This is a genomic window from Cognataquiflexum rubidum (genome assembly GCF_022538115.1).
Classification (GTDB): domain Bacteria; phylum Bacteroidota; class Bacteroidia; order Cytophagales; family Cyclobacteriaceae; genus Cognataquiflexum; species Cognataquiflexum rubidum.
Window position 1 is genome coordinate 158,269 of the sequence record NZ_JAKZAL010000006.1, and the last position, 24,193, is coordinate 182,461.

Consider the following 24,193-nt stretch of genomic DNA (forward strand, 5'->3'; position numbering starts at 1 on the left):
ACATCACACCGCAATGTCAAAATACTTCAAACCTTCACTGCTTTTTTTCTTCCTATTTCTCCTAAGCCTAACCTCTTTTGGCCAAGTGGTGTCACCACCAAAGTGGAATATCCAACTTGCCAATTCAGACCTCAAAGTCGGCGGTGAAGCAGAAATTGTGTTGAAAGCATCAATTCCTAGAAATTGGTATATCTATTCCAATGACTTTGATGAGAACGCAGGTCCGGTACTTACCAGCCTAAGCCTGGAAGGTTCAAAAGGGATTTCGGCCACCGAAAAGCTGAAACCGATCAATCCGAAGAAGAAATTTGATGAAGTTTGGGAGGCAGATATCACCTATTTTTCGGTTGCAGGGGAATTTCGTCAGAAGATTACGATCACCGAGCCGAATGTAGAAATCAAGGGAACGGTGGAATACCAAATGTGCTCGGATGTGACCGGGCAATGTATCCTTTATGAGGAGGATTTTACGATCAAAGCCACAGCACAGGGTTCAACCAATTTAACACCGACTCCTACTGAATCTCCCGCTGACAACTCCAATCTTGAAAAATCTGAGGCTGATTCTTCGGTTTCAGCAACTGAACCCGTTCAGGAAATAGAAGAAGACACCGACACAAGCCAAGAAAGGTCTTTTGTGGACCTCGAAGATGAAGGTAGCAAGGGCAGTTTATTGGGTTTCATGTTTGTTGCTTTTTTGGCAGGTTTGGCGGCGTTGCTGACGCCTTGTGTATTTCCGATGATTCCGATGACAGTCACTTTCTTTACAGGAAGATCCAAATCCAGGATTTCAGGAATCCGCAATGCGGGGATTTATGGCTTGTCCATTATCGCAATTTATACCATCGCCGGAACGGCAGTTGCGGCGGTCCAGGGACCCGAATTTGCCAATTGGCTTTCTACCCATTGGCTGCCCAATGTTTTCTTCTTTCTGATTTTCATCTTTTTTGCATTTGCATTCTTGGGCATGTTTGAGATTACCTTGCCGAGCAGTTTTGTGAATAAGATCGATGCCAAAGCGGACAAAGGCGGAATTGCAGGGATTTTCTTTATGGCGTTTACCTTGGTGTTGGTATCGTTTTCTTGTACAGGACCGATTGTAGGTTCCATTTTGATCAAGGCTGCAGGCGGGGATTTCATTACCCCAATTGCAGGTATGTTTGCATTTTCTCTCGCTTTCGCTATCCCCTTTACCTTGTTTGCAGTATTCCCTGAATGGCTCAATTCCCTGCCTAAATCCGGCGGTTGGCTGAATTCAGTCAAGGTGGTATTGGGATTTTTGGAATTGGCTTTGGCCTTCAAATTTCTTTCCGTTGCCGACCAAGTTTACCATTGGGGATTGCTCGACAGGGACATTTATATCGCGATTTGGATCGTAATTTTCTTCCTTTTGGGATTGTATCTTTTGGGTAAACTCAGGACAAAGCACGATTCACCGATGGACTATATCGGAGTGCCAAGGCTGATGTTGGCTATTACCACTTTCGTATTTGTAGTTTATCTGATTCCCGGACTTTGGGGAGCGCCTTTGAAAGCACTGAGCGGCTACCTTCCTCCACTGGCAACCCATGATTTTAATGTGATGGAAAGCCGGGCAGGTGCGGTTACTAAAGAAAACCAATTGGGAGAAATTCCAAAATATGCCGATTTCTTACACTTCCCTCATGGCATCCAAGGGTATTTTGATTACAAGCAGGCTTTGGCCGCCGCACAGAAGCAGGGCAAACCCTTGTTTATAGATTTTACAGGCCACGGCTGTGTCAACTGTCGGGAAATGGAAGCCCGCGTGTGGTCAGATCCGCAGGTTTTGCAAAGACTGAAAGAGGATTTTGTGATGGTGGCTTTGTATATCGATGAGCGGTATGAACTGCCGGAAGCCGAATGGTATGTGTCTGATTATGATGGAAAGGAGAAAAAAACCATTGGCAAGCAGAACGCAGATTTTCAGATCAGAAAATATAATAACAATGCCCAGCCTTATTATGTAATTCTTGACAACAATGAGGAATTGCTTGTCAAGCCAAAAGCCTATGATACCAATATCCTGAATTTTGTCAGTTTCTTAGAAGAGGCAAAAGCGGAGTTTGGGAGAAGATAACCTTTCAGGAAAGAAGTGTTAAGATGATTTCATTAGATTGGAAAAAGAAGGTTAATCATAAAGATGAAACCTTCTTTAATTTTCCCCTCAAATCTATTAACAAACACATCTGATTTTTGGCCCGGTGGAGGTTTTGATCTTCATAGTGAATGGTGTAATAGATATTCCCATTCAGGTAATCCGCCAGAAACCTAAATCCCATAATGCAGGTCATCATCAGTCCCCCAAATGGAAGGGAATTGATTTCTTCCTCAGTAAAAACACCTTTTCCCACTTCTAAAAATCCCTCCAAAAGCGCGTCATACTTGGCGGCATCAACTTTGATTTTTCCCCAATCCTGCGAACTTTCGCCTTCCGTACATGCCACAGTCCTGACCAAATCCCCAAAGTCATAATACACATATCCCGCCATCAAGGTATCCAAATCAATTACCGCATTTACCTTGGTAAAGTCCTCGGCAAAGATCAGGTTGTTGATCTTGGTATCACTGTGTGTCAATCTCAAGGGTAATTTTTCATTCCAACTGAGATATTGATCCACTAAGTCCTTTTGTTCCAAATAGAATCCGACCAGTTCCTTTAATTCTCCGCTCAAGATTCTTTTGGTGTTTTTCAATGCCTCCAACAATTGGTTGTATCGGAGTTCAAGGTCATGAAATCCCGGAATAGCTTCCTGAAACTCCGTTGCCGGAATGTGGATTCCTGCTTTGATAAACTGGGCGAATGCCTTTGCAGCAAGATAGGCCTGATGGGGATTCCCGATCTCATTGACACATTTGCCTGCTACAAATGGAGAAATCCTAAAAAACGTCCCGTCAATTAGCGTAAACAATTCCCCGGCCAAGTTTGGGATCGGCAAAGGTAAAATATAAGGCAGGTCCTCAGGATTTATTTGGTCGATCAATAGGGACTGGTTATGGGAAATCCTCTCGGGATATTTGAAAACGAGGTTATTGAAGCGTTGAAGGATGAGCTTTTCTTCTCCTGATTCAATCAAAAAAGTCTGATGGATATGGCCATCTCCAAATGGTCGAATTTGGGAAGGTTGGATATCCAAACCGTATTTTTTATTGAGAGTGGGTAACCAAGAAAAAGAGGTCATGTCTGAAAATCAAGTTCAGCTGCAAAAGTAAGTTTTTGGAATCAATTCGGCAGAAAATTCTTTTCTTTTCAATAGGCTATTGGAATTTGAAGTTTGTGAAACATGGCCACACACAGGTCAGAGTAAACTGATAAAAATCTACATGCTACAAATAGCGATTATTTCCATTTTCCGTCTTATTCCATTTTGGGGAAACTCACCTATAATTTGTCCCAAACGGTTTTTTTTAACATTGAAAATCCTACCTTTTGCAAATCTTGAGATATTATTTACATTAGTGAAATTTATTAAAGAAGTTTGGAGTAGTAAATTAAAAAAATCAATAAACTCAGCTTAATTACGAGCCACTCTAACCCAATTCCCTATGAATATTTCCTTTATTGACTGGGCAATCATCGCTGCCTTTTTTATTATTTCAATGTTGATAGGGGTGTTTGCCTCAAGGACTGCAGGAGCCTCAGCCAAGGAATTCTTCCTTTCGGGAAGAAATATGCCCTGGTGGCTTCTAGGCGTATCGATGGTAGCCACAACCTTCTCAGCAGACACGCCCAATCTGGTGACTGACATTGTAAGAAAACAAGGGGTGTCAGGCAACTGGGTTTGGTGGGCATTCTTGCTGACAGGGATGCTGACGGTGTTTGTTTATGCCAAACTTTGGAGAAGGTCCGAACTGACCACCGACCTTGAATTTTATGAAATGAGGTATAGTGGCAAGCCCGCTGCTTTCCTGAGGGCATTCCGTGCATTGTATTTGGGAGTGTTTTTTAATGTTGTGATTATGGCGACTGTTTCACTCGCTGCCATCAAAATCGGCGGTGTAATGCTAGGATTGAGTCCCATTGAGACCTTGCTGCTAGCTTCGGTAGTGACAGTTATATACAGTTCCTTGGGAGGATTGAAAGGAGTACTATTGACTGATTTTTTCCAGTTCTTCATTGCCATGGCAGGATCTATCGGTGCGGCTTTCTATATTCTTGATATGCCCGAAATCGGCTCTTTGAATAATTTGTTGACCCATCCAAATGTGGCCGACAAGCTCAACTTCCTTCCTGATTTCAATGATTGGAACCTCATTATTCCTTTGCTGATCATGCCCCTTGCCATTCAGTGGTGGGCAACGTGGTATCCTGGCGCGGAGCCCGGCGGTGGCGGATACATTGCCCAAAGGATGCTTTCTGCCAAGGATGAGAAGAATGCCATCGGTGCTACATTGTTTTTCAATATTGCCCACTATGCGATGAGACCTTGGCCATGGATCATTGTGGCACTTTCTTCCTTGATCATTTTCCCGCAGATTTCTGATTTAGGTGTGGCTTTTCCAAATATTCCTGCGGACAAATTGGGTGATGACTTGGCTTATTCAGCCATGCTGACTTTCCTGCCGACAGGTTTGATTGGGATTGTATTGGCGTCTTTGATCGCAGCGGTAATGTCCACACTTTCGACCCATCTCAACTGGGGCTCTTCCTACGTGGTGAATGATTTTTACCTGAGATTTTTGAAACCAACTGCAACCGACAAAGAACTTGTAATGGTGGGTAGGGTTTCCACAGTGCTGTTGATGGTTTTTGCAGCCATCCTTGCATTGGCATTATCCAATGCATTGGAAGCGTTCAATATCTTACTTCAGATCGGAGCGGGTACAGGGTTGATATTTATTCTTCGCTGGTTTTGGTGGAGGATCAATGCCTACACCGAAATTTTTGCGATGTTGATTTCATTCATTGTGGCAATATTCTTTGAGGTGATCAATCCAAAAGTTGGCTGGATTTTGATCCCGGAAAATCAAGCCTACCTCAAATTACTCTATGGCGTAGGAATCACCACTATTGGTTGGGTATTGGTCACATTATTTACCAAGCCCGAAAATGATGAAATCTTATTGTCATTCTATAGAAAAGTGGGACCTGCTTCTTTTGGGTGGAAAAAACTTTTGGACCGATATCCAAACGAAAAACAGGAACAGGGACAATTGCCGATGGAAATAGGTTTGATGCTCGTCGGGTCAGTGATGGTCTATGCGGCCTTGTTTGCAGTAGGTTTCTGGATTTATGGAAACGTATTGCCGGCAATTATTGCAACCGTTGTAGCCACTATTGGGGGTGCCATTATCATCAAAAGCTGGAAAAAACTGACTTTCTAAAAACTTGAAAAATTTAAATAAAACCATCCAAATCTGCAGAGATTGGATGGTTTTATTTTTTGAACTCCAAAGTATTGATCAGGTGGATCATGTCCTCTTTGATATATTCTATGGCAGGGGCAAGGGAATCATTTTTCATCGCTGTGTTGAAATACAAAGCCCCCCTCAGAAAATTCTTTGTGGAATCGGTGACGAAAAACTGGAATTGTGTAGGTACTTCGCCTGAGAGCTCTGCTACGACACCGGTATATCCCTTTGGAGTTACCATCATAGATTCTTCTATGCCATAGGCTTTGATCTGATGCTTTGCGGTAAGGTTGATGACGTCATTTATGACAGTTTTGATGTCTTTTCCTTCAGTATCCAAAGCAAAATATGTCAGGTGGATTTTTCCTCCCAAACTTTGATAATTAAGGTTGATTCTGGTTTTATCTGCAAGGTTAAATGAATCTTGTTCCACAATAGCATTCACGGAGTGCTCAAAAGAATAAGGCACATCATCGGTTAAGGCGGTGAATCCCCTTTCAGGAAGATCAATACGGTTGTATCCTTTGGGTTTGGGAAGGTAATCGGAACCACAACTTCCGAGAATAAAAAGCAAAATCAACGGAATAAAATTTCTTATTATCATGTTTCAAATTTATCAAAATCGTTTGAAATGAGGGGACTATAACGGATATTTATACTAAACTTAACTAGCCAAGTAATATGAAAACACAAAACAGCGTACTCGTAATTGCTACGGTTTTGATGGCGTTTTTTTCCATTCAATCCGTTTCCTTCGCCCAAACAAATATGGAGGAATTTTTAAGCAAATGGGAAAATGGAAAGCAGTTCACTTTGGAAGTGGTGGACAAAATGCCGGAAAACCTGTATGACTACAAGCCGGAAGCATCAGGGATGAGTTTCAATGAGCAGGTGACCCACCTTTCTTCTGCCATTGCGGGGATCAGCCAAAGATTTCTAAAAGGCACTGATCCGGGATTTGCAATTGATGCCAAGCCTAAGAACAAAGCGGAACTCAGAGCCTTTGTAGAGAAATGCTATGATTATGGTACCAAGACTTTTAAGAGCCTTGGTTTAGCTGATTTGGATGAAAAAGTGGAGATTTTTGGGACAGCAGCTACCAGAAGGGAAGTGATTTCCCTGATCGATGACCATTGTACCCATCACCGTGGAGCGGCAGTTTCTTACATTCGTGCCAATGGCATCGAGCCGCCAAGGTATAGGGGAATGGGAATGTGATTTACACCCTTGGAAACCGCATTTTAAATGGTGAGAGGTAAGAAGTAAGGGGTTCCACGCCTTTTACTTCTTACCTCTTACTTTTTTTTGTTTACCTTACCCAATCAGTTTTTTCTGCCGCAGGTTTTCTTTTTCCCATCGGCCAGTTTTCGGTGGCAGGCTTAGCAATGTAGAAAAATCCCATCAGCATGTCCTCTTCTTCCAGGCCAAACCAAGGCTTCGCTTCAGGCCAAAAAGTAGGCCCACCGGTCCCCCAAAACGCTGCCAAACCATGGGCAGAGGCCGAAAGGTACATGTTCTGTACAGCCATAGCCACCGCTGCTATTTCCTCCATCACAGGAAGACCTGCTTTGGGATCATGTTTCATTTTGATGGCGATGATATGGGAAGCTTTCAAAGGATTTTCTTTGAACCTCATGTAGGCAGCTTCGTTGAAAGTGCCGTTTTTGGTTGTTCTTTCTTTGTATAACTCAGACTGATAATCAGCAAATTTCTGTCTTCCCTCTCCTGCAAATACGATGAAACTCCAAGGTTCCGTCAATTTGTGGGTTGGTGCCCAAGTGGCATTTTCCAATATTTCCTCGATGATGGCATCATCTACAGGATCATTTTCTTTGAATTGGGCAAAAAACATGGACCTACGTCCACGGATGATTTTATTGACTTCGGTGATATTGAAATCCGGCTTTTCCATAAAGGTTATTTTTGATTGAAACTGTCAGGTTTGTAAATGCGAAAAAAAGGAAATTGGTTTCGTATGGGGAAAAAAAATAAAAGTTGGGTAATTTCCCTCCTTCACTTAACTTTCACTGCGATGATTATCCCTGTCCAATTCATTTTTGTCAAGGTCAAATCAATTCTGCTTTCTAATTTCTTGACAAAGTTGATGGCTTTTTCGGCATGACCATCCGGCCAATTCGGTTGTGGCAACATGTCATCCACGATGTATAAGCCTCCGAGAAGGAGCATGTCCAGGATTTCTTCCAATAGCAAATATTTTCCATGCCAGGTATCGGCAAAAATGTAGTCAAATCGCTGTTTGGTATTGGCTAGAACCCAATCCTCTCCCTCTGTCAGTACCAAAGTCAACCTAGGATCTTTTCCCAAATTGCTTTTGGCAATTTCCAAAACTGCTCCATCATTGTCGATAGAAACCAAAGTGCTGTCAGCATCCATACCATCCAAAATCCAAGAAGTGGAAAGTCCGGTTCCGGTTCCGAGTTCAAGGAATTTTCCAAATGGTTTGGATGCTGCCAACGTTCTTAACAGTGAACAAGTCAACATGTCCGACGGCATCGTGAAGCCAAGTTCTTTTGTGGCTTGGTCAATTGCAAAATAGGAATCCGGGATATTTTGAATGTCGTGGTCGGTCATTGTTTGATATGAAATTAGGTTAAGGCAGAAAAATTTCCCCCTAATTGATTCAAAAAATCTGTTACAGTTAGAATTTTTGTTTTTCTAAATTTTCCCAAATCCAATAGGTCTTTATCACCTATTATTAAATAATCAGCTTTTCCGTCCATTGCCAATGATAATAAAAAATCATCTTTTGGATCTCTGCAAACACTGATGCTACTTTTGATTTCAATTAGATCAATGAATGAATCAAAAGCATTCAACATTTTTTCCAAACCTTGAGTCAAAAAATACTTTTGTAATTTAGGTTTTTCAATTGTGGTTTTGATCTCCGACAGCAAATTCTCATTAAGTAGGATTCTGATTTTTCCGGAAAAAATATGTTCATCAAGCAATGTTAATTTTTTAGAAATTATAAAGCTTATCCAAATATTTGTGTCAATTATAACTCTTAAAGGTTTATTTTTTGGCATACCTTTCAGACCTTACCATTTCTGTAATTTCAGTGATTTCATCAAGTGTTGGTGCATTTTCAGAATTTGAACGCATAGTCTCAAGGTACTTTTTAAGATTGGATATTGGTTCTTCGCTTACCTTAATCAACTTAAGATCTTGCATCAGCTCAATCATTTCTAGCGCTTTTGGATTTAATATCTCAATTTTAATAGCTCCCATATACCAATATTAATAATATATACTCTAGATTTCAACTTATCAGATTTAATTGATTTCGCAAAAATTATGATATCTGAATTTTTTTGAAGGATTACATGCATCTAGAATAAATATATTCAACTCTGCTATTTCCCCATAAATCCCCTAATATCTTTCACCAGTTTTTCAAAATCAGGGCGGTGGTTGTACATCATATGTCCTCCTTCATAATAAAACAGTTGAACCCGATCCATCGGGATATCGTGTCGGGCAAAAGTGTATTCCGCATCCAAAAATGGGGTAATCAGGTCATAATAGCCGTTGGCAACCATGACTTTCAGGTCTATGTTGCGGCGCATGGATTCGCCGAGACTTCGGGCGACATTGACATAGGAAGGTTCCCAATAAGAGCCTGCAGGAACGGGCCTCCAATTCCATTTGCCGCCGATACTGCCGTTGGAGGTCAGGTAAGGCCTGTCTACTTTGACTTTTAAGGTTTTGGCAAAATGATCCTGCAACGCAGCAGTATAAGCTGCATCAATGCCGTAGCTCGAAGGATCTCCCAAGGTCGGTGATGCTGCCGTTTGGTCGCCTTCTTCCCCTATATATCTTCCATCCAATGTTCCAATGGTTTTCCCTTCCTTGCGGAGCAATTCCTTTTTGAACCTGTCTGTCAGGATTCTATTGCCGGAGAGGAGGACATAATCCTTTTCCAGTCCCAAAAAGTAGGAGATCCTTTCTGCGATTTTCTCTTTTTCAGCGACTGTGGCTTGGTTGCCTTTGTACAAAGCAGGCAAATATTCATTGTAGGCAAATGCCCTAGCTTCAGCCACAAAATCCTCAAGTTTTTTACCTTGACCGGCTTTGCCATGGTACCAAGCAGTGGCGGCCATGGTGGGAAAATAGGTGAAATAAGATGCGATATTGTCATGCATTGAAGTTGAACCCTGATAATCCAAGGCCTGTGATATCAAGATCAGGCCATTCAAAGCCACGGCCTGACCACCACTCTCCAAAGCCGCAGTGACAGCAGCCGCCCTTGTCGTACCGTAGCTTTCCCCTGCAATGTATTTTGGAGATTGCCATCTTTGATGTTTTGTGATCCAAATGCGGATAAACTGTGCTATAGACTTAGCATCTTCCGTCAACCCCCAAAAATCTTCTTCCTTGCCTTTGCCAATCACCTTGCTGTAGCCTGTCCCCACAGGATCAATAAACACCAAGTCTGTAATATCCAACAAAGCCAATTCATTATTGACCATATTGAAAGGTGCTGCCCCATCATCAGTTTTTGCATCAGAATCCACCTTGACTATTTTGGGTCCAAAAACACCCATGTGTAACCAAACAGAGGCTGAACCCGGACCACCATTGAAAATAAAGGTGACGGGCCGTTTGCCTGAATCGGTTTCGGGTTTGATATAGGAAGTGGACCAAAGTGCTGCCACCGGTTCACCTTCATTGTTTTTGAGAAATGTTTCCCCAGAGATGGCCTTGTAGCTGATAGCTTTCCCATGAAAAGTCCCTTGATGCGTTGTTTCAAAGACAATCGGGTCGGGAATTGGAGTATCCTTTTCGGCTTCTTGGGCAAAACCTGTTGAAAAAATGAAAAACATCAGGGGAAGGAGTAATTTTTTCATTGGGTAATTTTTTAAAATTTAAGAATTTAAATCAAGGGATTTTGTTTCAAAGACATTACATAACGGCTTTTCAATATACAGTTTCAAAATTTATCCTGCTTCAGGAGAAGCAGGATAACAGGAGAAGCAGGACAACTAAGCGGTTCAGTGGAAGTTTATTTGGCTTTCACTTTTGGCGACTTTGAGTCTTTGCGTGAATAAAGAAATATTGGCCTTGGAATCCTGCTTCCGGAGAAGCAGGATAACCATTTATTCAGGATAACGAAGACACTTTCTGTTTTCTCATTTTGCGACTCGCGGCTTTGCGTGAAACACATCTACAAAATTTCCGCCTCCGCCTCTATTTCCACCAGATATCCTTCTCCGACCAATTTTGCCTCCACCAAAGTATTGGCAGGCTGAATGGCTGCAAACCGTTGTCCATGAGCCCGTGCTACAGGTTCCCAATCATTGATATTGTTCACAAAAATTCTGGTACGGATCACATCTTCCATTTTTCCGCCGAGGGAAGTGATTGCCGCTTCGATTTTATCCAAAATAAAATGCGCCTGGGCGCCTGCATCATTTCCACCGATCATGCGTTGCCCATGGGTGGCAGTGGTGCCGGAAACGGAAATCCGGTTTCCGCGTCTGGTAGCACGGCTGTAACCGGCCATACCTTCCCAAACTGTCCCGCTAAATACCTGTACGCTGCCGTTGGCGCCGGCTTTGACTTCATATGGTTTGGGAAAAGATTCCAAATGATGGCTGAGGTCGCCTGAAGCAGTGAGAAAGGGAGGTTTCCTATACTCGTCTCCACAATCACCGGGGATCTGAGTCAACATCGATTGTGCCTCTCGAATAGTGTTTTTGTCTTTTTCAGATAGCGAAAAGGAAAATAGTTTCATCGTTTCCTCCACATGGGCACTTTGTCCCAATCTTGCACCGATGATGACTCCACCTACTTGAGGCTGCTCGAGGATGAATTTGGTGGCTACATTGGCAATGGAAACTTGGTGTTTTTCAGCTATTCCGGAAAGGGACTCCAATAGATTTTGGAATTTTGCCCAACCTCCTGCCGCATCAATAAACCTTTTATACTTCAATTGAGACCAAGTAGCCTCGTTTTCCAAAAGTGGTTCGGTTTTTCCCAACCATTTTTCTGAAAGGAATCCACCTGCCAAAGTTCCAAAGGCCAGGATTTTCACCCCGTATTCCTGACAGACTTTTGTCATTTCTCCCGAAGCCCTTTGGTCGATCAGGGAGTGACAAATCTGGTTGGATACAATCGGGATCCCCGATGCGCAAGCTATCCTCAAGTGTGCCGAATCAAAATTGGTCAAGCCGATATGCTTGATCAATCCTTCCTCCTTCAATTCATTCAGCCAAAACAATTGGTCCAGCCAAGTCGGGTCAGGGTAACTCCAGGCATGGAACTGCATCAGATCAATCTGTTTGGTCTGAAGTCGGTCAAGAGAAATCTGGATCGCAGCCCTTGTTTCTTCTAAGCTTGATTTGCCTGGTTTGGGAACCCACTTGGTCAAAAGGGTTGCTTTTTTGCCTAATTGGTGTGTGTTTTTGAAAGTTCCGGCGATGATTTCTGCCGAACCATAATGGTCCGCCATGTCAAAGGTTGTCAGCCCGGCTTCCACATATGGCGCCATGGCAAGGGACGTGACATTCGGGTCTAGGATATTGCCGTCCTTTTCCATATCGGCGATCTGCCAAAGCCCGGTCAGCACTTTTGATATGTGAAGATCAGGAGCCAATTCGGTATATAAATCATTCGTCTTGTTCATGTCAGGGCAATTTTTCAAATAGAGATTTGGTGTCTATTCCTTTGTTTTTCAATTGATTAAATTTAAAAAAGAATATCAGGGAAGCCAGACCCATCACAATCAACCAAATCGGAGTTGAATGAAAATACCAGGCTTCTGCACTGCTGTTGAGGTCTTTCCAGGTGTGGATCGCAAGAAAAAAGACCAGAACCAATGTCCCTGCCCAACCCAATGCGATCCTGATTTTTTTGTTCTTAATGATTTTGATATCTGAAGCCAATGCAGGATTTACCTTGTCAATAGTCAATAAAGTCACACACATCAACAGAAAATTTACCATCATGGAGGTCACCATGATATCGATACCCAAAAAGAAATCTCCTGCAAAATGACTTCCTAATATCCCTACACTTGCCATGACCCCACTGAGGATTACTGCGGCATATGGGGTGTGGAAACGCGGGTGTATTTTAGTAAAATATTTTGGAAAAATACCATCCTCTGCCCAAGCAAACATCAGCCTCGAAACGGAAAGGAGCATAGCGGGAAGGTCGTTGATCAAAGCGATCGCCGCTCCTGCAACTATCACTACTGTCAGTCCTGACGGAAGTAAGTATCCCATCAGACCCGGTGCTGTGATGTCTTTTTGCGAAGCTTCTTCAGCTACAAATGACCAAGGGACTGCATGATAGACTGCGCTTGTAAATAAAATATAATAACCTCCTACTATGAAAATGGTCAATGCAATGGCCAAAGGGAGTCTTTTGGTTGGGTTTTTTGCCTCTCCTCCCGCCTGCGCAATGCTGTCAAATCCAATAAAACTTGCAAACAGCAAAGCCCCAGCAGAAAGGAAAGTAGGCAAGTGGAAGTCTGCTCCAAATGAAGGTGAGATATCTCTTCCTTCTTTTTCCAATATGGATTGAGCAAAATCTATTTGTGTAAATGAAAAACCTGCCACTATCACTACTCCACCCATGATAAACATCAGGATCATCAGTGGAATTACAGTCTTTTCATACAGACTTGCACCTCGGATATTGACCCAAACAAAAAGCCATACCAAACCCAAAGCTATGGTCACACGGATAATCCCATTTTCTAATAATGCTGCCAAAGAAGTCCAATCCAGTGCCGCAGCAATGTCCCTCAGGAAAGGAACTGTCACATAGGCCACCACACCTATGACTATGGAGAGCCCAAACCACTGCGAAAAGCTCGCCACAAAACCCAAATAAGGATTGAGTCCACGACTCGCGTAGACATAGCTTCCCCCTGCCCTTGGCATGGCTGTGGCGAGAAGGCTATAAGCAAAAGCGGCCAACAATGCCGGAATCGCAGCAAAAATAAAGGCAGGCAATACATAAGGCCCGATTCCCGGAACATGCCGCTGAATCATAAATGGCACAACATTGATCGACGCACCAAGCATCGAACATACTCCGGTAGCTACCAAACCCATAAGACCAAGTTGCCTTGTTAACTTTGGCCTTTTCATTTTAGACTAATTAAGGAAATACCCATTGGAATCAAATTTCACCATATTTCCTGTATTTCAAAATCAATAAAATAAATTACCATTTCTTGGAAGAGTAATTTGAACTACAAAAAAAAACGGTCCGAAATCTTATTATTCATAATTTTTTAAATGGGTTTTATTCTGTATTTTTCGGGCTAGTTAAATTGCAAAAAACTGTTTTGTTTGACGGATTTGTTCCGTTGATTGATTTTGGCACCATGAAAGTATCCCCAGAAAAACCTTTTCAAATCATTTATTCTTTATTCAGCCACGAATTTCTTGGACTGTTATTCGAGTCCTTCGTGATTCAACTTGATGAAAAAGGAAGGCTTTCTTTTGCCCACCAGAATATTTCGCATGTCAATGCACCCGAGTTTTCTTCCGGTCTTGATGAGACTGACTTTAAATTGATCAAATGGATGGATGACATGCAGCAGGAAGCCATTGTCAAAAAATTCGATACCAAGAAGCTCAAGCCTAAGGACTACCTGAGGAAAATTTATGACCCCAAAACTGAGAATAAAGTTGTCCAGGAATTGATCGAACATAAACTTGAAAGTTTGAGGGCCAAAGTCCTTGAAAACCTGAAAGGAAAGCGGTTTTTTGAAATGGGAAACGATGGTAATCCGATTTGGAGAGAAATCAATATTATGCCGGAAAAGGCTGCAGTACTTTTTCATTTTAGGAGAAATGAGGACAATACACACTATTTTCCCACCATCAAATACCGGGATGTTCCCCTTGAATGGCAATACCGCAATGCCTACCTCATCTGCCACGAACCTGCTTGGTTGGTGGTTGACTACAATTTATACAGTTTCAAAAAAGGTGTGGACGGCAAGAAACTCCAACCCTTTCTGAATAAAAAATTTATTGTAATCCCCAAAAAGGTAGAAGACCAGTATTACAAAAAGTTTGTGACCCAGCTTGTCGCTTCCTTTGATGTCTATGCCAAAGGCTTTGATATCAAAGTCGAAAGGTCCATGCCAAAACCTGTTTTGAATTTGAGTGACCTTCCCTCAAATCCCAAAACAGACCTTTTTGGAAACAAACTGGAGGAGGAAGAGGAAGACAAAATAGTTTTTGACCTGCAGTTCCAATACGGAGATTATGCTTTCAGATCAGAAGAAAAAGCCTCCAATAATGTAGAATTAGAACATATCGGAGACAATTACATTTTCCACAAAGTAATCAGAGACCTCGAAAAGGAAAAGTCCTATGGCGATTACCTGAAAGATCTCGGATTGCCTGTCAAGCATGCCCGGTATTCGATCTGTAAGTCCAAGGCTTTTGGTTGGATCAATGCCTACAAAGACAATCTGGAGGAAATGGGCATCCGGATCCAACAGGCACCGACCCAAAAAGGCAAAAGGTACTTTATCGGTCATGCTATCATTTCTGTAGAAGTCAAAGAAAACATAGATTGGTTTGATGTCCATGCCGTCATCAGGTTTGGTACTTACGAGATACCCTTTCATAAAATCAGGAGACTTTTGCTTCAGGGGAAAACCGAATTTGAACTTCCCAACGGGGAAATTGCAGTGATTCCAAATTCCTGGTTTGTCAATTATTCCGAAATGTTCGCATTTATGGAAGAGCATGATGCCAATGCCGATCATCACCTTGTGCTCAAAAAACACCACATTGCTTTGGCACAGGAGCTTCAAAACAGCAACCTCCTCCAACTCAAGTTGAGTCAGAAACTTGAAAAATTACGAAATTTCAGTCAGATAGAGGATTATGATTTGCCGGTGACTTTCAAAGGGGTTCTCAGACCATACCAAAAAGCAGGATATAATTGGATGCGTTTTCTGAACGAGTTTCGGTTTGGTGGCTGCTTGGCTGATGACATGGGATTGGGAAAAACCGTGCAGACTTTGGCACTTTTGGCACATGAAAAAGAGCAAAATCCAAATGCCACTACCTTACTTGTCATGCCGACTTCTCTGATATACAACTGGGAATTGGAAGCAAGGAAGTTTACTCCAAAGCTGAAAATACTAACCTATACCGGTAGCCAAAGGGTCAAGGACATCAGCCGCTTTGCAAAATATGATCTGGTCCTTACTTCCTATGGAATCACGAGGATGGATGTGGATATGCTCAAGGGATTCTATTTCAATTATGTCATCTTGGACGAATCCCAAGCCATCAAAAACCCAAGTAGCATCATCGCCAAGGCAGTGAATGAACTGACCTGCAGACAGCGGTTGATCCTGACAGGAACACCGGTTGAAAATGGAACCATGGACCTTTGGTCCCAAATGAACTTTATCAACAGAGGCCTTTTGGGAAATCAGAACATGTTCAAAAAACAGTTTTTATTGCCGATTGAAAAGAAAAATGACCAAGATAAGGCTGCCAAACTGCATGCCATGATCAAGCCATTTATCCTCCGAAGGTTAAAAAGCCAGGTAGCGACTGACCTTCCGGAGAAAGTCATCAATGTGAAATATTCAACGATGACGCCTGAACAGGAAAAAGCCTACGAAGAGGTAAAAGGGTACTATAGGGATCAGATCGTCAAAGAAATGTCAGTTGCCGGTATGAAAAACCAGCAGTTTGCTTTGTTGAGGGGATTGACCCAACTGAGGCAATTGGCCAACCATCCAAGATTGACCGATAAAGACTATACCGGCGATTCCGGCAAGATGGAAGATGTGACCCACATGATTGAATCCACGGTCAGTGAAGGCCACAAAGTGTTGGTCTTTAGTCAGTTTGTCAGGCATCTCGCTATCGTCAAAGAATACCTTGAAAAAGAGAACATCAAGTACGCCTACCTAGACGGTACGACCAAAAACCGTCAGGCCCAAGTGGAGTCTTTCCAGCAGAACGATGAGGTAAAAATTTTCCTGATCTCCCTAAAAGCAGGAGGTGTAGGATTGAACCTGACCAAAGCCGAATATGTATTTTTGCTTGACCCTTGGTGGAATCCTGCGGTAGAAGCCCAAGCCATAGACAGGGCACACCGAATCGGTCAGGAAAACAAAGTCATCATCTATAAATTCATCAGCCGAAATACCGTGGAGGAAAAAATAATGGCTCTCCAGGAAAGAAAAATGGCTCTCGCAGGAGAACTGATCAGTACTGAAGAAAGCTTTATAAAGAGCCTTAGCAAAGAAGATGTTGAGGCATTATTGGATTGATAAACCACAAACACTCGCAAAAAAATGAAAAAAGCAATTTTGATAATTCAATGCAAAGATCAGAAAGGCATCGTAGCAAGCGTTTCTGAATTTTTATACTCCTATCAGGGAAATATCCTTGAGATAGACCAACATGTGGACGGTGAAGTCGGGATGTTTTTTATGAGGGTATCCTGGGAATTGGAAACCTTTGGACTGAAAAGGGAAGAGATCGAACCGATATTTGAAGCCAAAGTCGGGAAGAAATTTGACATGGAATTTGAATTGTTTTTCAACTTCCGAAAACCAAGAATGGCAGTTTTTGTATCCAAGCTTTCCCATTGCCTGATCGATATTTTGAGCAGGCATTATTCAGGCCAATTTGAAGTAGACATTCCTGTGGTGATTTCCAACCATGCCGACCACAAAAAGGTGGTGGAAGCTTTTGGCATTCCTTTCCATTATTTTGCTGTAGACAAGGCAAACAGAATGGATGTGGAAGAAAAGCAGTTGGAATTGCTGAATCAATACCGAACTGATTTTGTGGTTTTGGCCAGGTACATGCAGATCCTGAGCGAGGATTTTATCCGGAATTATCCCAATAAAATCATCAACATCCACCATTCGTTTTTGCCGGCTTTTGTCGGTGCCAAGCCTTACCATGCCGCTTACGAGCGTGGCGTCAAAATCATTGGGGCCACAGCACATTATGTTACCGAGGAATTGGATGCAGGTCCGATCATCGAACAGGAGGTAGCCCGTGTGCGTCACCATAACTCCCCGGCTGACTTGGTGCAGATCGGTCAGGATGTAGAAAAAGTGGTTCTTTCCAAAGCCATCAAATACCACCTTGAAAGGAAAATATTGGCGTACAGAAATAAGACGATCATATTTTATTGATAAGCAGACCTTTTCCAAAGTTTTTGAACTTTGGAAAAGATTTTTAAAACACTCGAATACCCCTTGGAAAAGAAATTATAGTATTGTAGGAACAAGACGGTATTTTATTGATAAGTACACCTTTTCCAAAGTTTTGGACTTTGGAAAAGATTTCTAAATCCATTGAATACCAACAGAGGAAGAAAAATATTGGACTGTAGGAACAAAACGATAATATTTTATTGAAAAGCAGACCTTTTCCAAAGTTTTTGAACTTTGGAAAAGTTTTTAAAGCCATCAAATACCCGTAAAAAAAGAAAATTTGGCTTACCGAAACAAGACGATAATATTTTATTGAAAAGCAGACCTTTTCCAAAGTTTTTGAACTTTGGAAAAGATTGTAAACGCTTTGAAAAAGGCTTTCATTCCAAATCCAAACCAAGTAGAAAATCCCTTTTGGAATTCAATAAGTACTCGATGTGGGAAAACCCGTCAAAATATATCAATGCTTCATTTCTAAAGATATTTGATGGGGAATCCCACTTTTTGTAGGCAATTAAACTTGACCATTTCCACAAAAATTCATTTTTGACAAACTGATGTTTGACAGGATTGAGATGAATATACAAAAAGGTTTCTTGCCATTGTCTTTGTGTGGTTATTTGCTTTCGCTTAAAGTTTTTTGCAAAAAGACTTCCTGTTCTATTGAATAACTTATTGTAGGATTGGGTATAAGAACTGAAAAAATTTGAAAATGCTTTGGATATTCTCCTTTCAACTTCTCCATCATTGATTTCAGATAGTTCGATGTTGTCTAATATAACAGCCCTATCTTTGATTTTAACCATCAAATGAAAATGATTAGGCATTAGACAAAATGCTATAGTTTCTACAAAAGGAGAGACGTGAATGTCATATTGTTTTAGAAAAAACCTATAGTTTTCTTGCTCTTGAAAAAGGTTTTCAAAGCCATTAGCATGGTTAAAAATATGGTAAGTAACCCCGTGTTCCATTCTTAAAATTAACTACTTTTAAAATTAAATCTATCTTTTCCAAAGTTTTGAACTTTAGAAAAGTTTTTAAAACCATCGAATACCACTTGGAAAGGAAAATATTGGTGTTTAGAAACAGGTAGATTATTTTTTTTGAAAGTAGACCTTTTCCAAAGTTTTTTAACTTTGGAAAAGATTTCTAAATCCATCGAATACCCCTTGGAAAAGAAATTATAGTATTGTAGGAAAAAGACGGTATTTTATTGATAAGTACACCTTTTCCAAAGTTTTGAACTTTGGAAAAGTTTTTAAAACCATCAAATACCCCTTAAGAAAAGAAAATATTGGCTTACCGGTGAAAGATGATTTCTCTATTATTTTTGAAAGCAGACCTTTTCCAAAGTTTTTGAACTTTGGAAAAGTTTTTTAAAACCATCGAATACCACCTTGAAAGGAAAATATCCAAACATTTTAAATAAATCCTTGTTGGGTAGGTGTCTGTTTTGTCAGATATCTACCTTGACATGGCCTTTTTTGACAAAAAAGTAAAAAACCCTGACTTTGGGAACGAAAAGTCCTTCAGGGATTTTTTCGACAGCCATTATTCTCTTGTATATCGGAGATTATATTCCCTATTGGGAGATTCTCAGCTTTCTGAAGAATTGTGTCAAGACATTTTTGTGAACCTTTGGCAAAGGAGATTTGAATTGCCCGCCATTGCAAATTGGAACAGTTACCTGCTGAAATCCGCCACCTTCAAAGCCATAGATTACCGAAGAAAAAGAAAGGATATCCTAAAATTTGCAGAAGACCTTGATGCTGAGGGAATCATTGCCGAAGTCGAAGAGTCGAAGGACGAAGACATTCAATTAGAGCTGCTTGAGAAAGAAATTGCAGCACTTCCCGATCGGTGTCAGGTTATATTCAAGCTCAGTCGATATGAGCAGATGAGCTATGCCGATATCGCCAAAGCTCTGGATATCAGTCCAAAAACGGTAGAAAACCAAATCGGTAAAGCCCTCAAAATTTTAAGAAAAAACCTCCTTCCGCAACTTTTTTTCGGATTACTGCAAATTTTTCAGTAGCAGGATAGGGGTTTTGAAGCCACTTCTCGACTTATAGGGAAAGAAGCAATTAATGGAACCTACAGACGAACAACTGGCAAGATGGCTCGAAAGTCCGAGTCAGGATGATATTCAGGATTTGAATGAATGGCTTGACAAAAGTCCCGAGAATCTCCAAAAATGGGAGAGCTACCAAATGCTCTGGCAAAATTCGGCAAAGTTGGCTTCCAGGATGCCTCTACCTAACCGGGAAAGGATTTGGTCAGGAATTGAAGCAGAAATCGGGGAAAAGAAGACTTTTGCTATTTCTGGCTTTTTCAAATATGCAGCGGCAGCGGCTGTCATCCTGACGATTTCTCTATCCGTTTGGCTTTCGATTTCACCCAAGCAGGAGCATTACATTGCAGGAAATGGACCATTGGAGGTTTGGCTGTCCGACAGTTCTCGCGTAGTCTTAAAAGAGGGGGCTGAACTGAAAGTTTCCGAGGACTATTTGGTGGAGGAGCGAACGGTCGTTTTGCAAGGCGACGCATTTTTTGAGATAAAAAGAAATGAGCAAAAGCCATTTTTGGTGAAAACCGAATCACATTTTGTCAAAGTATTGGGGACATCCTTTTTGGTCCAAACGCCTCAGCCGAAAGAAGCCACCGTTTCTGTTTTCTCCGGGAAAGTTGAATTTGGCTTCCCTTTAGGTCAAAGCAGTATCCTGACAAAGGACATGTCACTGACCATTTTGGGTAATCAGTTTGTAGAAAAGGAAAAAAGCACCAATGACCTTGCTTGGTGGACAGGAGAACTGAAGTATGACAATGCGCCATTGTCTCAATTTGTCGCCGACATGGCCTATAATTTTGACATTGAGATAAGAGTAACGTCTACTTCTTTGATGGGCTGCGGACTCACGGCCAAGTTTGAAGGATTGACTCCTGATGAGATGGTGCAGGCTGTTGCCATGACCTTTGGAAGCGAACTGCAGCAATCCTCCAAATCAAGTTTGGTAATGCAAGGTGGAAATTGTGAAACGGGAGGTGAGACGTGGTGAGGTTGTTTTTGATTTTCGCCCTTTGTTTTTTGTCTTTTTGGGCCAAAGCTCAGGAACGGATAAGTTTGAATGGAACCTACTCCTCCGAGCAACTGATTGAAAGTATTGAGCAGCAGACTCCTTTTCGGTTTGTCTTCCAAAGCCAAATCCTTCCAAAAGGAAAGGTTGTGGACTTAAGTTTTGATCAGGCTAAAGTGGAAGAAATCCTTTCTTTTTGGACAGCTGCCCTGCAATTGGAATATAAGATTCAGGGCAATCTGATCTTATTATCACCTGCCCCTTCCTCGAGAAGAATACTCAGCGGCTATGTGACCAATCAGGGCGATGGAGAAAAGCTTATCGGTGCCAACATTCAAGTCTTGGGCACAGGAATCGGAATTACCACCAATGAATATGGATACTTCGCATTATCCATCCCACAGGGCAACTACAAGGTAAAGATTTCTTATGTGGGTTTTCAGACCCTGACTGAAGAGGTTGCTTTATTCCAAGACATCGCGAAAAATTTCCAGCTTCAAATTGCCAATGTGCTATTGGACGAGGTTTCTGTAGTCTCGGTGGAAGACAAGGTGGAGGAAATTCAGATGAGTACCTTCAAGGTAAATATGGCCTTGGTCCGAAAGCTGCCAGCAATCGGCGGAGAGGTCGACCCGCTGCGGATTCTTCAACTGCTTCCAGGCGTGCAGTTTGGTACCGAAGGCACATCGGGATTCAATGTACGTGGCGGTTCTCAAGATCAAAATCTGATTTTGTTGGATGGAGTACCGATGTACAATGTCTCCCATCTTTTTGGCTTTCTCTCGGTATTCAATGCCGATGCAATTCAGAATATGGACTTGACCAAAGGAGCTTTTCCGGCACGGTATGGAGGCAGACTTTCCTCCGTCTTGGACATCAGTATGAAGGAAGGCACTAAGGAAAGGATTTCAGGAAATGTCGGACTCAGTACCTTTGCCTCGAAGTTCTTTTTGGAAGGACCCTTGGCGGGGGAGAAAATGACCTTTATGGTTTCGGCCCGGAGAAGCTTTTTAGATCCCATTTTGGTTCCTGTTACCAGAAGGCAAAAAATCGAAAATGGTGCCAGCGGAGGCCAAAGCAATTATTCCTTCTACGATGTCAATGCCAAGGTCAACTATACCTTTTCTGCAAAGGACCGGATTTACTTGAGCGTTTATCAGGGAAATGACCGCTACAATGACAATACGCTAAGAATAAGCTCCTTCGGAAACTCCACGGTAGAAAGTGAACAAGATGTCAAACTTGGTTGGGGCAATCAGGTGGCCTCTTTGCGATGGAACCATGTCTTTCAACCAACCCTTTTTTCCAATATCAATCTTTTTACAAGCAGGTATCAGTTGAATACCGTTTCGGATAACAATGTAGAAATCAGATCAGGTAGCGAACGGATATTCAGTGAGGACTTTTCGGACCAACAGTCCTCCATCCGGGATTATGGGGGAAAAATTGATTTCAGCTATTTCCCAAACCCAACACACTTTATGAAATTTGGCGGACTTCTACTCAGACATCGATTTGTAAATCAGTTTCAGTCCAACTTCTCCATTACCCGCAACAACCAGCGTGAGGAAGATTCTTCCAGCTTAAGGGAAGAGAATAACGCATGGGAAGGGTTTGTTTTTGTGGAGGACGAGATAACGATCAACCGAAAGTTGGGCGTCAATGTCGGTATCCATGCCAGTAATTTTTGGTCGGGTGGGGTAAGTTATCCTTCCATTCAGCCGAGGACTTCCTTTAGATGGGCAATCAATTCTTCAAACGCCATCAAGGGAGGGTACGCAAAAATGACCCAATACCTCCACCTCCTGACCAATAGCGGTATTGGGCTGCCAACTGACCTTTGGCTAGGGTCCAGCCCGGAGATAGGCCCACAAAATGCCAATCAGTGGTCATTGGGGTATACCAAAACGTTTTCCAGAGGGGTTGATTTTACGGTAGAAGGCTTCCATAAGAAAATGGAAGGCCTCTTGGATTTCAAAGACGGGGTAACATTTTTTATGAATACGGGAAGTATAAGTGAGAAGGTGACCACCGGAGATGGATTAGCCAAAGGGGTGGAAATGATGCTGCAAAAGCAGGTGGGGAAAACACAGGGTTGGATATCCTATACTTGGTCTAAATCGGACCGGATTTTCCAAGAAATCAATAACGGAGAACCGTTCCCTTTCATATTCGACAGAAGACATGATTTTTCAGCCTTGATCAATCAGCAAGTTGGTAAACGATGGAATTTCAGTGCCACTTGGATCTACTTGACAGGAAGGGCGGTGACATTACCCGTTTCGACCTTTGTTGAAAATGTAGTGATCCCAGGCGATAGGATAGGAAACGTTGCAGATTTAATCGAGTACAGTACCCGAAATGCCTATCGCTTCAAGCCCTATCACCGATTGGATATTTCTGCCAATTACGAAAAAACAACCACATGGGGAGGGCACCGCTTTTCAGTCAGTGTGTACAATCTATACAATCGGCAAAACACCTTCTTCCTATCCCAAGATCCTGGAGCAGCATCTGACGGATCTATTCAACTTATAGACAATCCCTTATTTCCACTTATCCCCGGTTTTTCCTATGGAATATTCTTCTAACGTGATCCGAAATTTAGCAGCGCTCGCTTTGCTTTATGCGACCAGTTCCTGCCTGTTTGAGTCTCCTTCCCCAATTGAAATCATTGATTCCCAAAAGAAATTGGTAGTCAATGGTCATATCAGCCCCGATGTACCTTTGCTGATATCCGTGACCAATAACATCCCATTTACCACTGCCATGTTTGCCTTGCAGAATATTCCGGATGCAAAAGTAGAACTTTGGGAAGGTGCCCAGAAGTTGGAGGAGGGGGTGTTCCAACCTTCAGCAACTGTGACTGTGGGCTTGCCTGAAATTGAAAAAAAGTTTCCAAATCATTTTGCTTACAGGGCCTTTTTTGCATTTGAGTCCGTGCCTGAGGCAGGTAAGTCCTATTCGCTCAAAGTCAATGCTCCCGGATATCCGGCTGTGGAAACCACGGATCGGGTCCCTGAGAATGCAGCAGAGGCACCCACATTCCGAATCCTATCCATCAACAGGGCCAATGGCCTAATCACAGTAGAAGTGGATTTAGAGCTTTTGGATGAAAAAAATTACTTCCATTTGCAGTTTTTTGTCAGGACAAACGGATTTAATGACGTTGAACAAGTTGAACAAGTCAAGGTGGTGTTGGACAACGAAGGATTGTTAAATGTCGATAATAATGGCGTGGCCTTCGAAGGAGGACTAAATTCAGGTATTATGTATAATCCCAACGTCTTTGGATCAAAAAGCAACAAGCGAATCATCGTGTTGGAATATTTATCGGTTATTTTCTTCCCTGAGATTCAATATGAACTAAGTGCAGAAATACGGACCATCAGCAAAAGCTACTATGACTATTATGTGGCTGTAATCCAGCAAAAATATTATGGTGACTACCCGTTTGTTACCTCAATTAGGATTCCTAACAATGTGCAGGGTGGCTTGGGTAACTTTTCTGCCTTCACAGCCAGAAAATCAGGATGGTTGGATTTGAAATAAATCAAAA

At 42.1% G+C, this 24,193-nt stretch carries 19 protein-coding genes; 9 read left to right on the forward strand and 10 right to left on the reverse strand.

Annotated elements, in window-relative coordinates:
• Window positions 1–13: 13 nt before the first annotated feature.
• On the forward strand, window positions 14–2,098 hold the full coding sequence (locus MMU05_RS08880; protein WP_241141326.1) for a protein-disulfide reductase DsbD family protein: 2,085 nt from the start codon (window positions 14–16) through the stop codon (window positions 2,096–2,098).
• Window positions 2,099–2,153: 55 nt separating this feature from the next.
• On the opposite strand, the gene MMU05_RS08885 is transcribed toward MMU05_RS08880, so the two are convergent.
• Window positions 2,154–3,200 carry a phosphotransferase enzyme family protein gene (locus MMU05_RS08885; protein ID WP_241141327.1) on the reverse strand — a complete coding sequence of 349 codons (1,047 nt, stop codon included), beginning with the start codon at window positions 3,198–3,200 and terminating at the stop codon, window positions 2,154–2,156.
• 364 nt (window positions 3,201–3,564) lie between these two features.
• On the opposite strand from MMU05_RS08885, the gene MMU05_RS08890 reads away from it, so the two are divergent.
• Window positions 3,565–5,343, forward strand: a complete 1,779-nt coding sequence (locus MMU05_RS08890) for a sodium:solute symporter family protein (RefSeq protein WP_241141328.1) — start codon at window positions 3,565–3,567, stop codon at window positions 5,341–5,343.
• A 52-nt stretch (window positions 5,344–5,395) separates the two neighbouring features.
• Here the strand turns inward: MMU05_RS08890 and gldD are convergent, their stop codons facing one another.
• On the reverse strand, window positions 5,396–5,974 hold the full coding sequence (gldD, locus tag MMU05_RS08895) for a gliding motility lipoprotein GldD (protein WP_241141329.1): 579 nt from the start codon (window positions 5,972–5,974) through the stop codon (window positions 5,396–5,398).
• Between the two features lie 77 nt (window positions 5,975–6,051).
• Between gldD and MMU05_RS08900 the strand changes: the two genes are divergently transcribed.
• On the forward strand, window positions 6,052–6,588 hold the full coding sequence (locus MMU05_RS08900) for a DinB family protein (RefSeq protein WP_241141330.1): 537 nt from the start codon (window positions 6,052–6,054) through the stop codon (window positions 6,586–6,588).
• 91 nt (window positions 6,589–6,679) lie between these two features.
• On the opposite strand, the gene MMU05_RS08905 is transcribed toward MMU05_RS08900, so the two are convergent.
• From MMU05_RS08905 to MMU05_RS08935, 7 genes are all read right to left on the reverse strand, one after another.
• Window positions 6,680–7,282, reverse strand: a complete 603-nt coding sequence (locus MMU05_RS08905) for a nitroreductase family protein (RefSeq protein WP_241141331.1) — start codon at window positions 7,280–7,282, stop codon at window positions 6,680–6,682.
• Window positions 7,283–7,383: 101 nt separating this feature from the next.
• Complete coding sequence (locus MMU05_RS08910; RefSeq protein WP_241141332.1) at window positions 7,384–7,962, reverse strand: O-methyltransferase; 579 nt, start codon at window positions 7,960–7,962, stop codon at window positions 7,384–7,386.
• Window positions 7,963–7,976: 14 nt separating this feature from the next.
• A complete protein-coding gene (locus MMU05_RS08915; RefSeq protein ID WP_241141333.1) occupies window positions 7,977–8,417 on the reverse strand; it encodes a putative toxin-antitoxin system toxin component, PIN family in 441 nt (146 codons plus the stop codon).
• Window positions 8,404–8,619, reverse strand: coding sequence for a hypothetical protein (locus tag MMU05_RS08920; protein ID WP_241141334.1), 216 nt, complete (start codon window positions 8,617–8,619; stop codon window positions 8,404–8,406). Before MMU05_RS08920 ends, MMU05_RS08915 begins: the two co-directional genes overlap by 14 nt.
• 125 nt (window positions 8,620–8,744) lie before the next feature.
• Window positions 8,745–10,238, reverse strand: a complete 1,494-nt coding sequence (locus tag MMU05_RS08925) for a S10 family peptidase (RefSeq protein WP_241141335.1) — start codon at window positions 10,236–10,238, stop codon at window positions 8,745–8,747.
• Between the two features lie 317 nt (window positions 10,239–10,555).
• The gene (locus MMU05_RS08930; protein ID WP_241141336.1) at window positions 10,556–12,016 is read right to left on the reverse strand and encodes an aldo/keto reductase; all 1,461 of its coding nucleotides are present in this window, start codon (window positions 12,014–12,016) and stop codon (window positions 10,556–10,558) included.
• Between the two features lies 1 nt (window position 12,017).
• The gene (locus MMU05_RS08935) at window positions 12,018–13,490 is read right to left on the reverse strand and encodes an APC family permease (protein ID WP_241141337.1); all 1,473 of its coding nucleotides are present in this window, start codon (window positions 13,488–13,490) and stop codon (window positions 12,018–12,020) included.
• 239 nt (window positions 13,491–13,729) lie between these two features.
• Here MMU05_RS08935 and MMU05_RS08940 point away from each other — a divergent pair, with 239 nt between their 5' ends.
• Both MMU05_RS08940 and purU read left to right on the forward strand, forming a co-directional pair.
• On the forward strand, window positions 13,730–16,660 hold the full coding sequence (locus tag MMU05_RS08940; RefSeq protein WP_241141338.1) for a DEAD/DEAH box helicase: 2,931 nt from the start codon (window positions 13,730–13,732) through the stop codon (window positions 16,658–16,660).
• Window positions 16,661–16,684: 24 nt separating this feature from the next.
• Window positions 16,685–17,539 carry a formyltetrahydrofolate deformylase gene (purU, locus tag MMU05_RS08945; RefSeq protein WP_241141339.1) on the forward strand — a complete coding sequence of 285 codons (855 nt, stop codon included), beginning with the start codon at window positions 16,685–16,687 and terminating at the stop codon, window positions 17,537–17,539.
• Between the two features lie 401 nt (window positions 17,540–17,940).
• Here purU and MMU05_RS08950 read toward each other — a convergent pair whose 3' ends face one another.
• Complete coding sequence (locus MMU05_RS08950) at window positions 17,941–18,366, reverse strand: hypothetical protein (RefSeq protein WP_241141340.1); 426 nt, start codon at window positions 18,364–18,366, stop codon at window positions 17,941–17,943.
• 638 nt (window positions 18,367–19,004) lie between these two features.
• Here MMU05_RS08950 and MMU05_RS08955 point away from each other — a divergent pair.
• The 4 genes from MMU05_RS08955 (at window position 19,005) to MMU05_RS08970 (ending at window position 24,186) form a co-directional block, all read left to right on the forward strand.
• Window positions 19,005–19,595, forward strand: coding sequence for an RNA polymerase sigma factor (locus MMU05_RS08955; protein WP_241141341.1), 591 nt, complete (start codon window positions 19,005–19,007; stop codon window positions 19,593–19,595).
• Window positions 19,596–19,647: 52 nt separating this feature from the next.
• Complete coding sequence (locus MMU05_RS08960; protein ID WP_241141342.1) at window positions 19,648–20,616, forward strand: FecR family protein; 969 nt, start codon at window positions 19,648–19,650, stop codon at window positions 20,614–20,616.
• A 65-nt stretch (window positions 20,617–20,681) separates the two neighbouring features.
• Complete coding sequence (locus MMU05_RS08965) at window positions 20,682–23,225, forward strand: TonB-dependent receptor (protein ID WP_241141343.1); 2,544 nt, start codon at window positions 20,682–20,684, stop codon at window positions 23,223–23,225.
• On the forward strand, window positions 23,209–24,186 hold the full coding sequence (locus MMU05_RS08970; RefSeq protein ID WP_241141344.1) for a DUF4249 domain-containing protein: 978 nt from the start codon (window positions 23,209–23,211) through the stop codon (window positions 24,184–24,186). The genes MMU05_RS08965 and MMU05_RS08970 overlap by 17 nt, the downstream gene beginning before the upstream one ends.
• The last annotated feature ends 7 nt before the right edge of the window (window positions 24,187–24,193 follow it).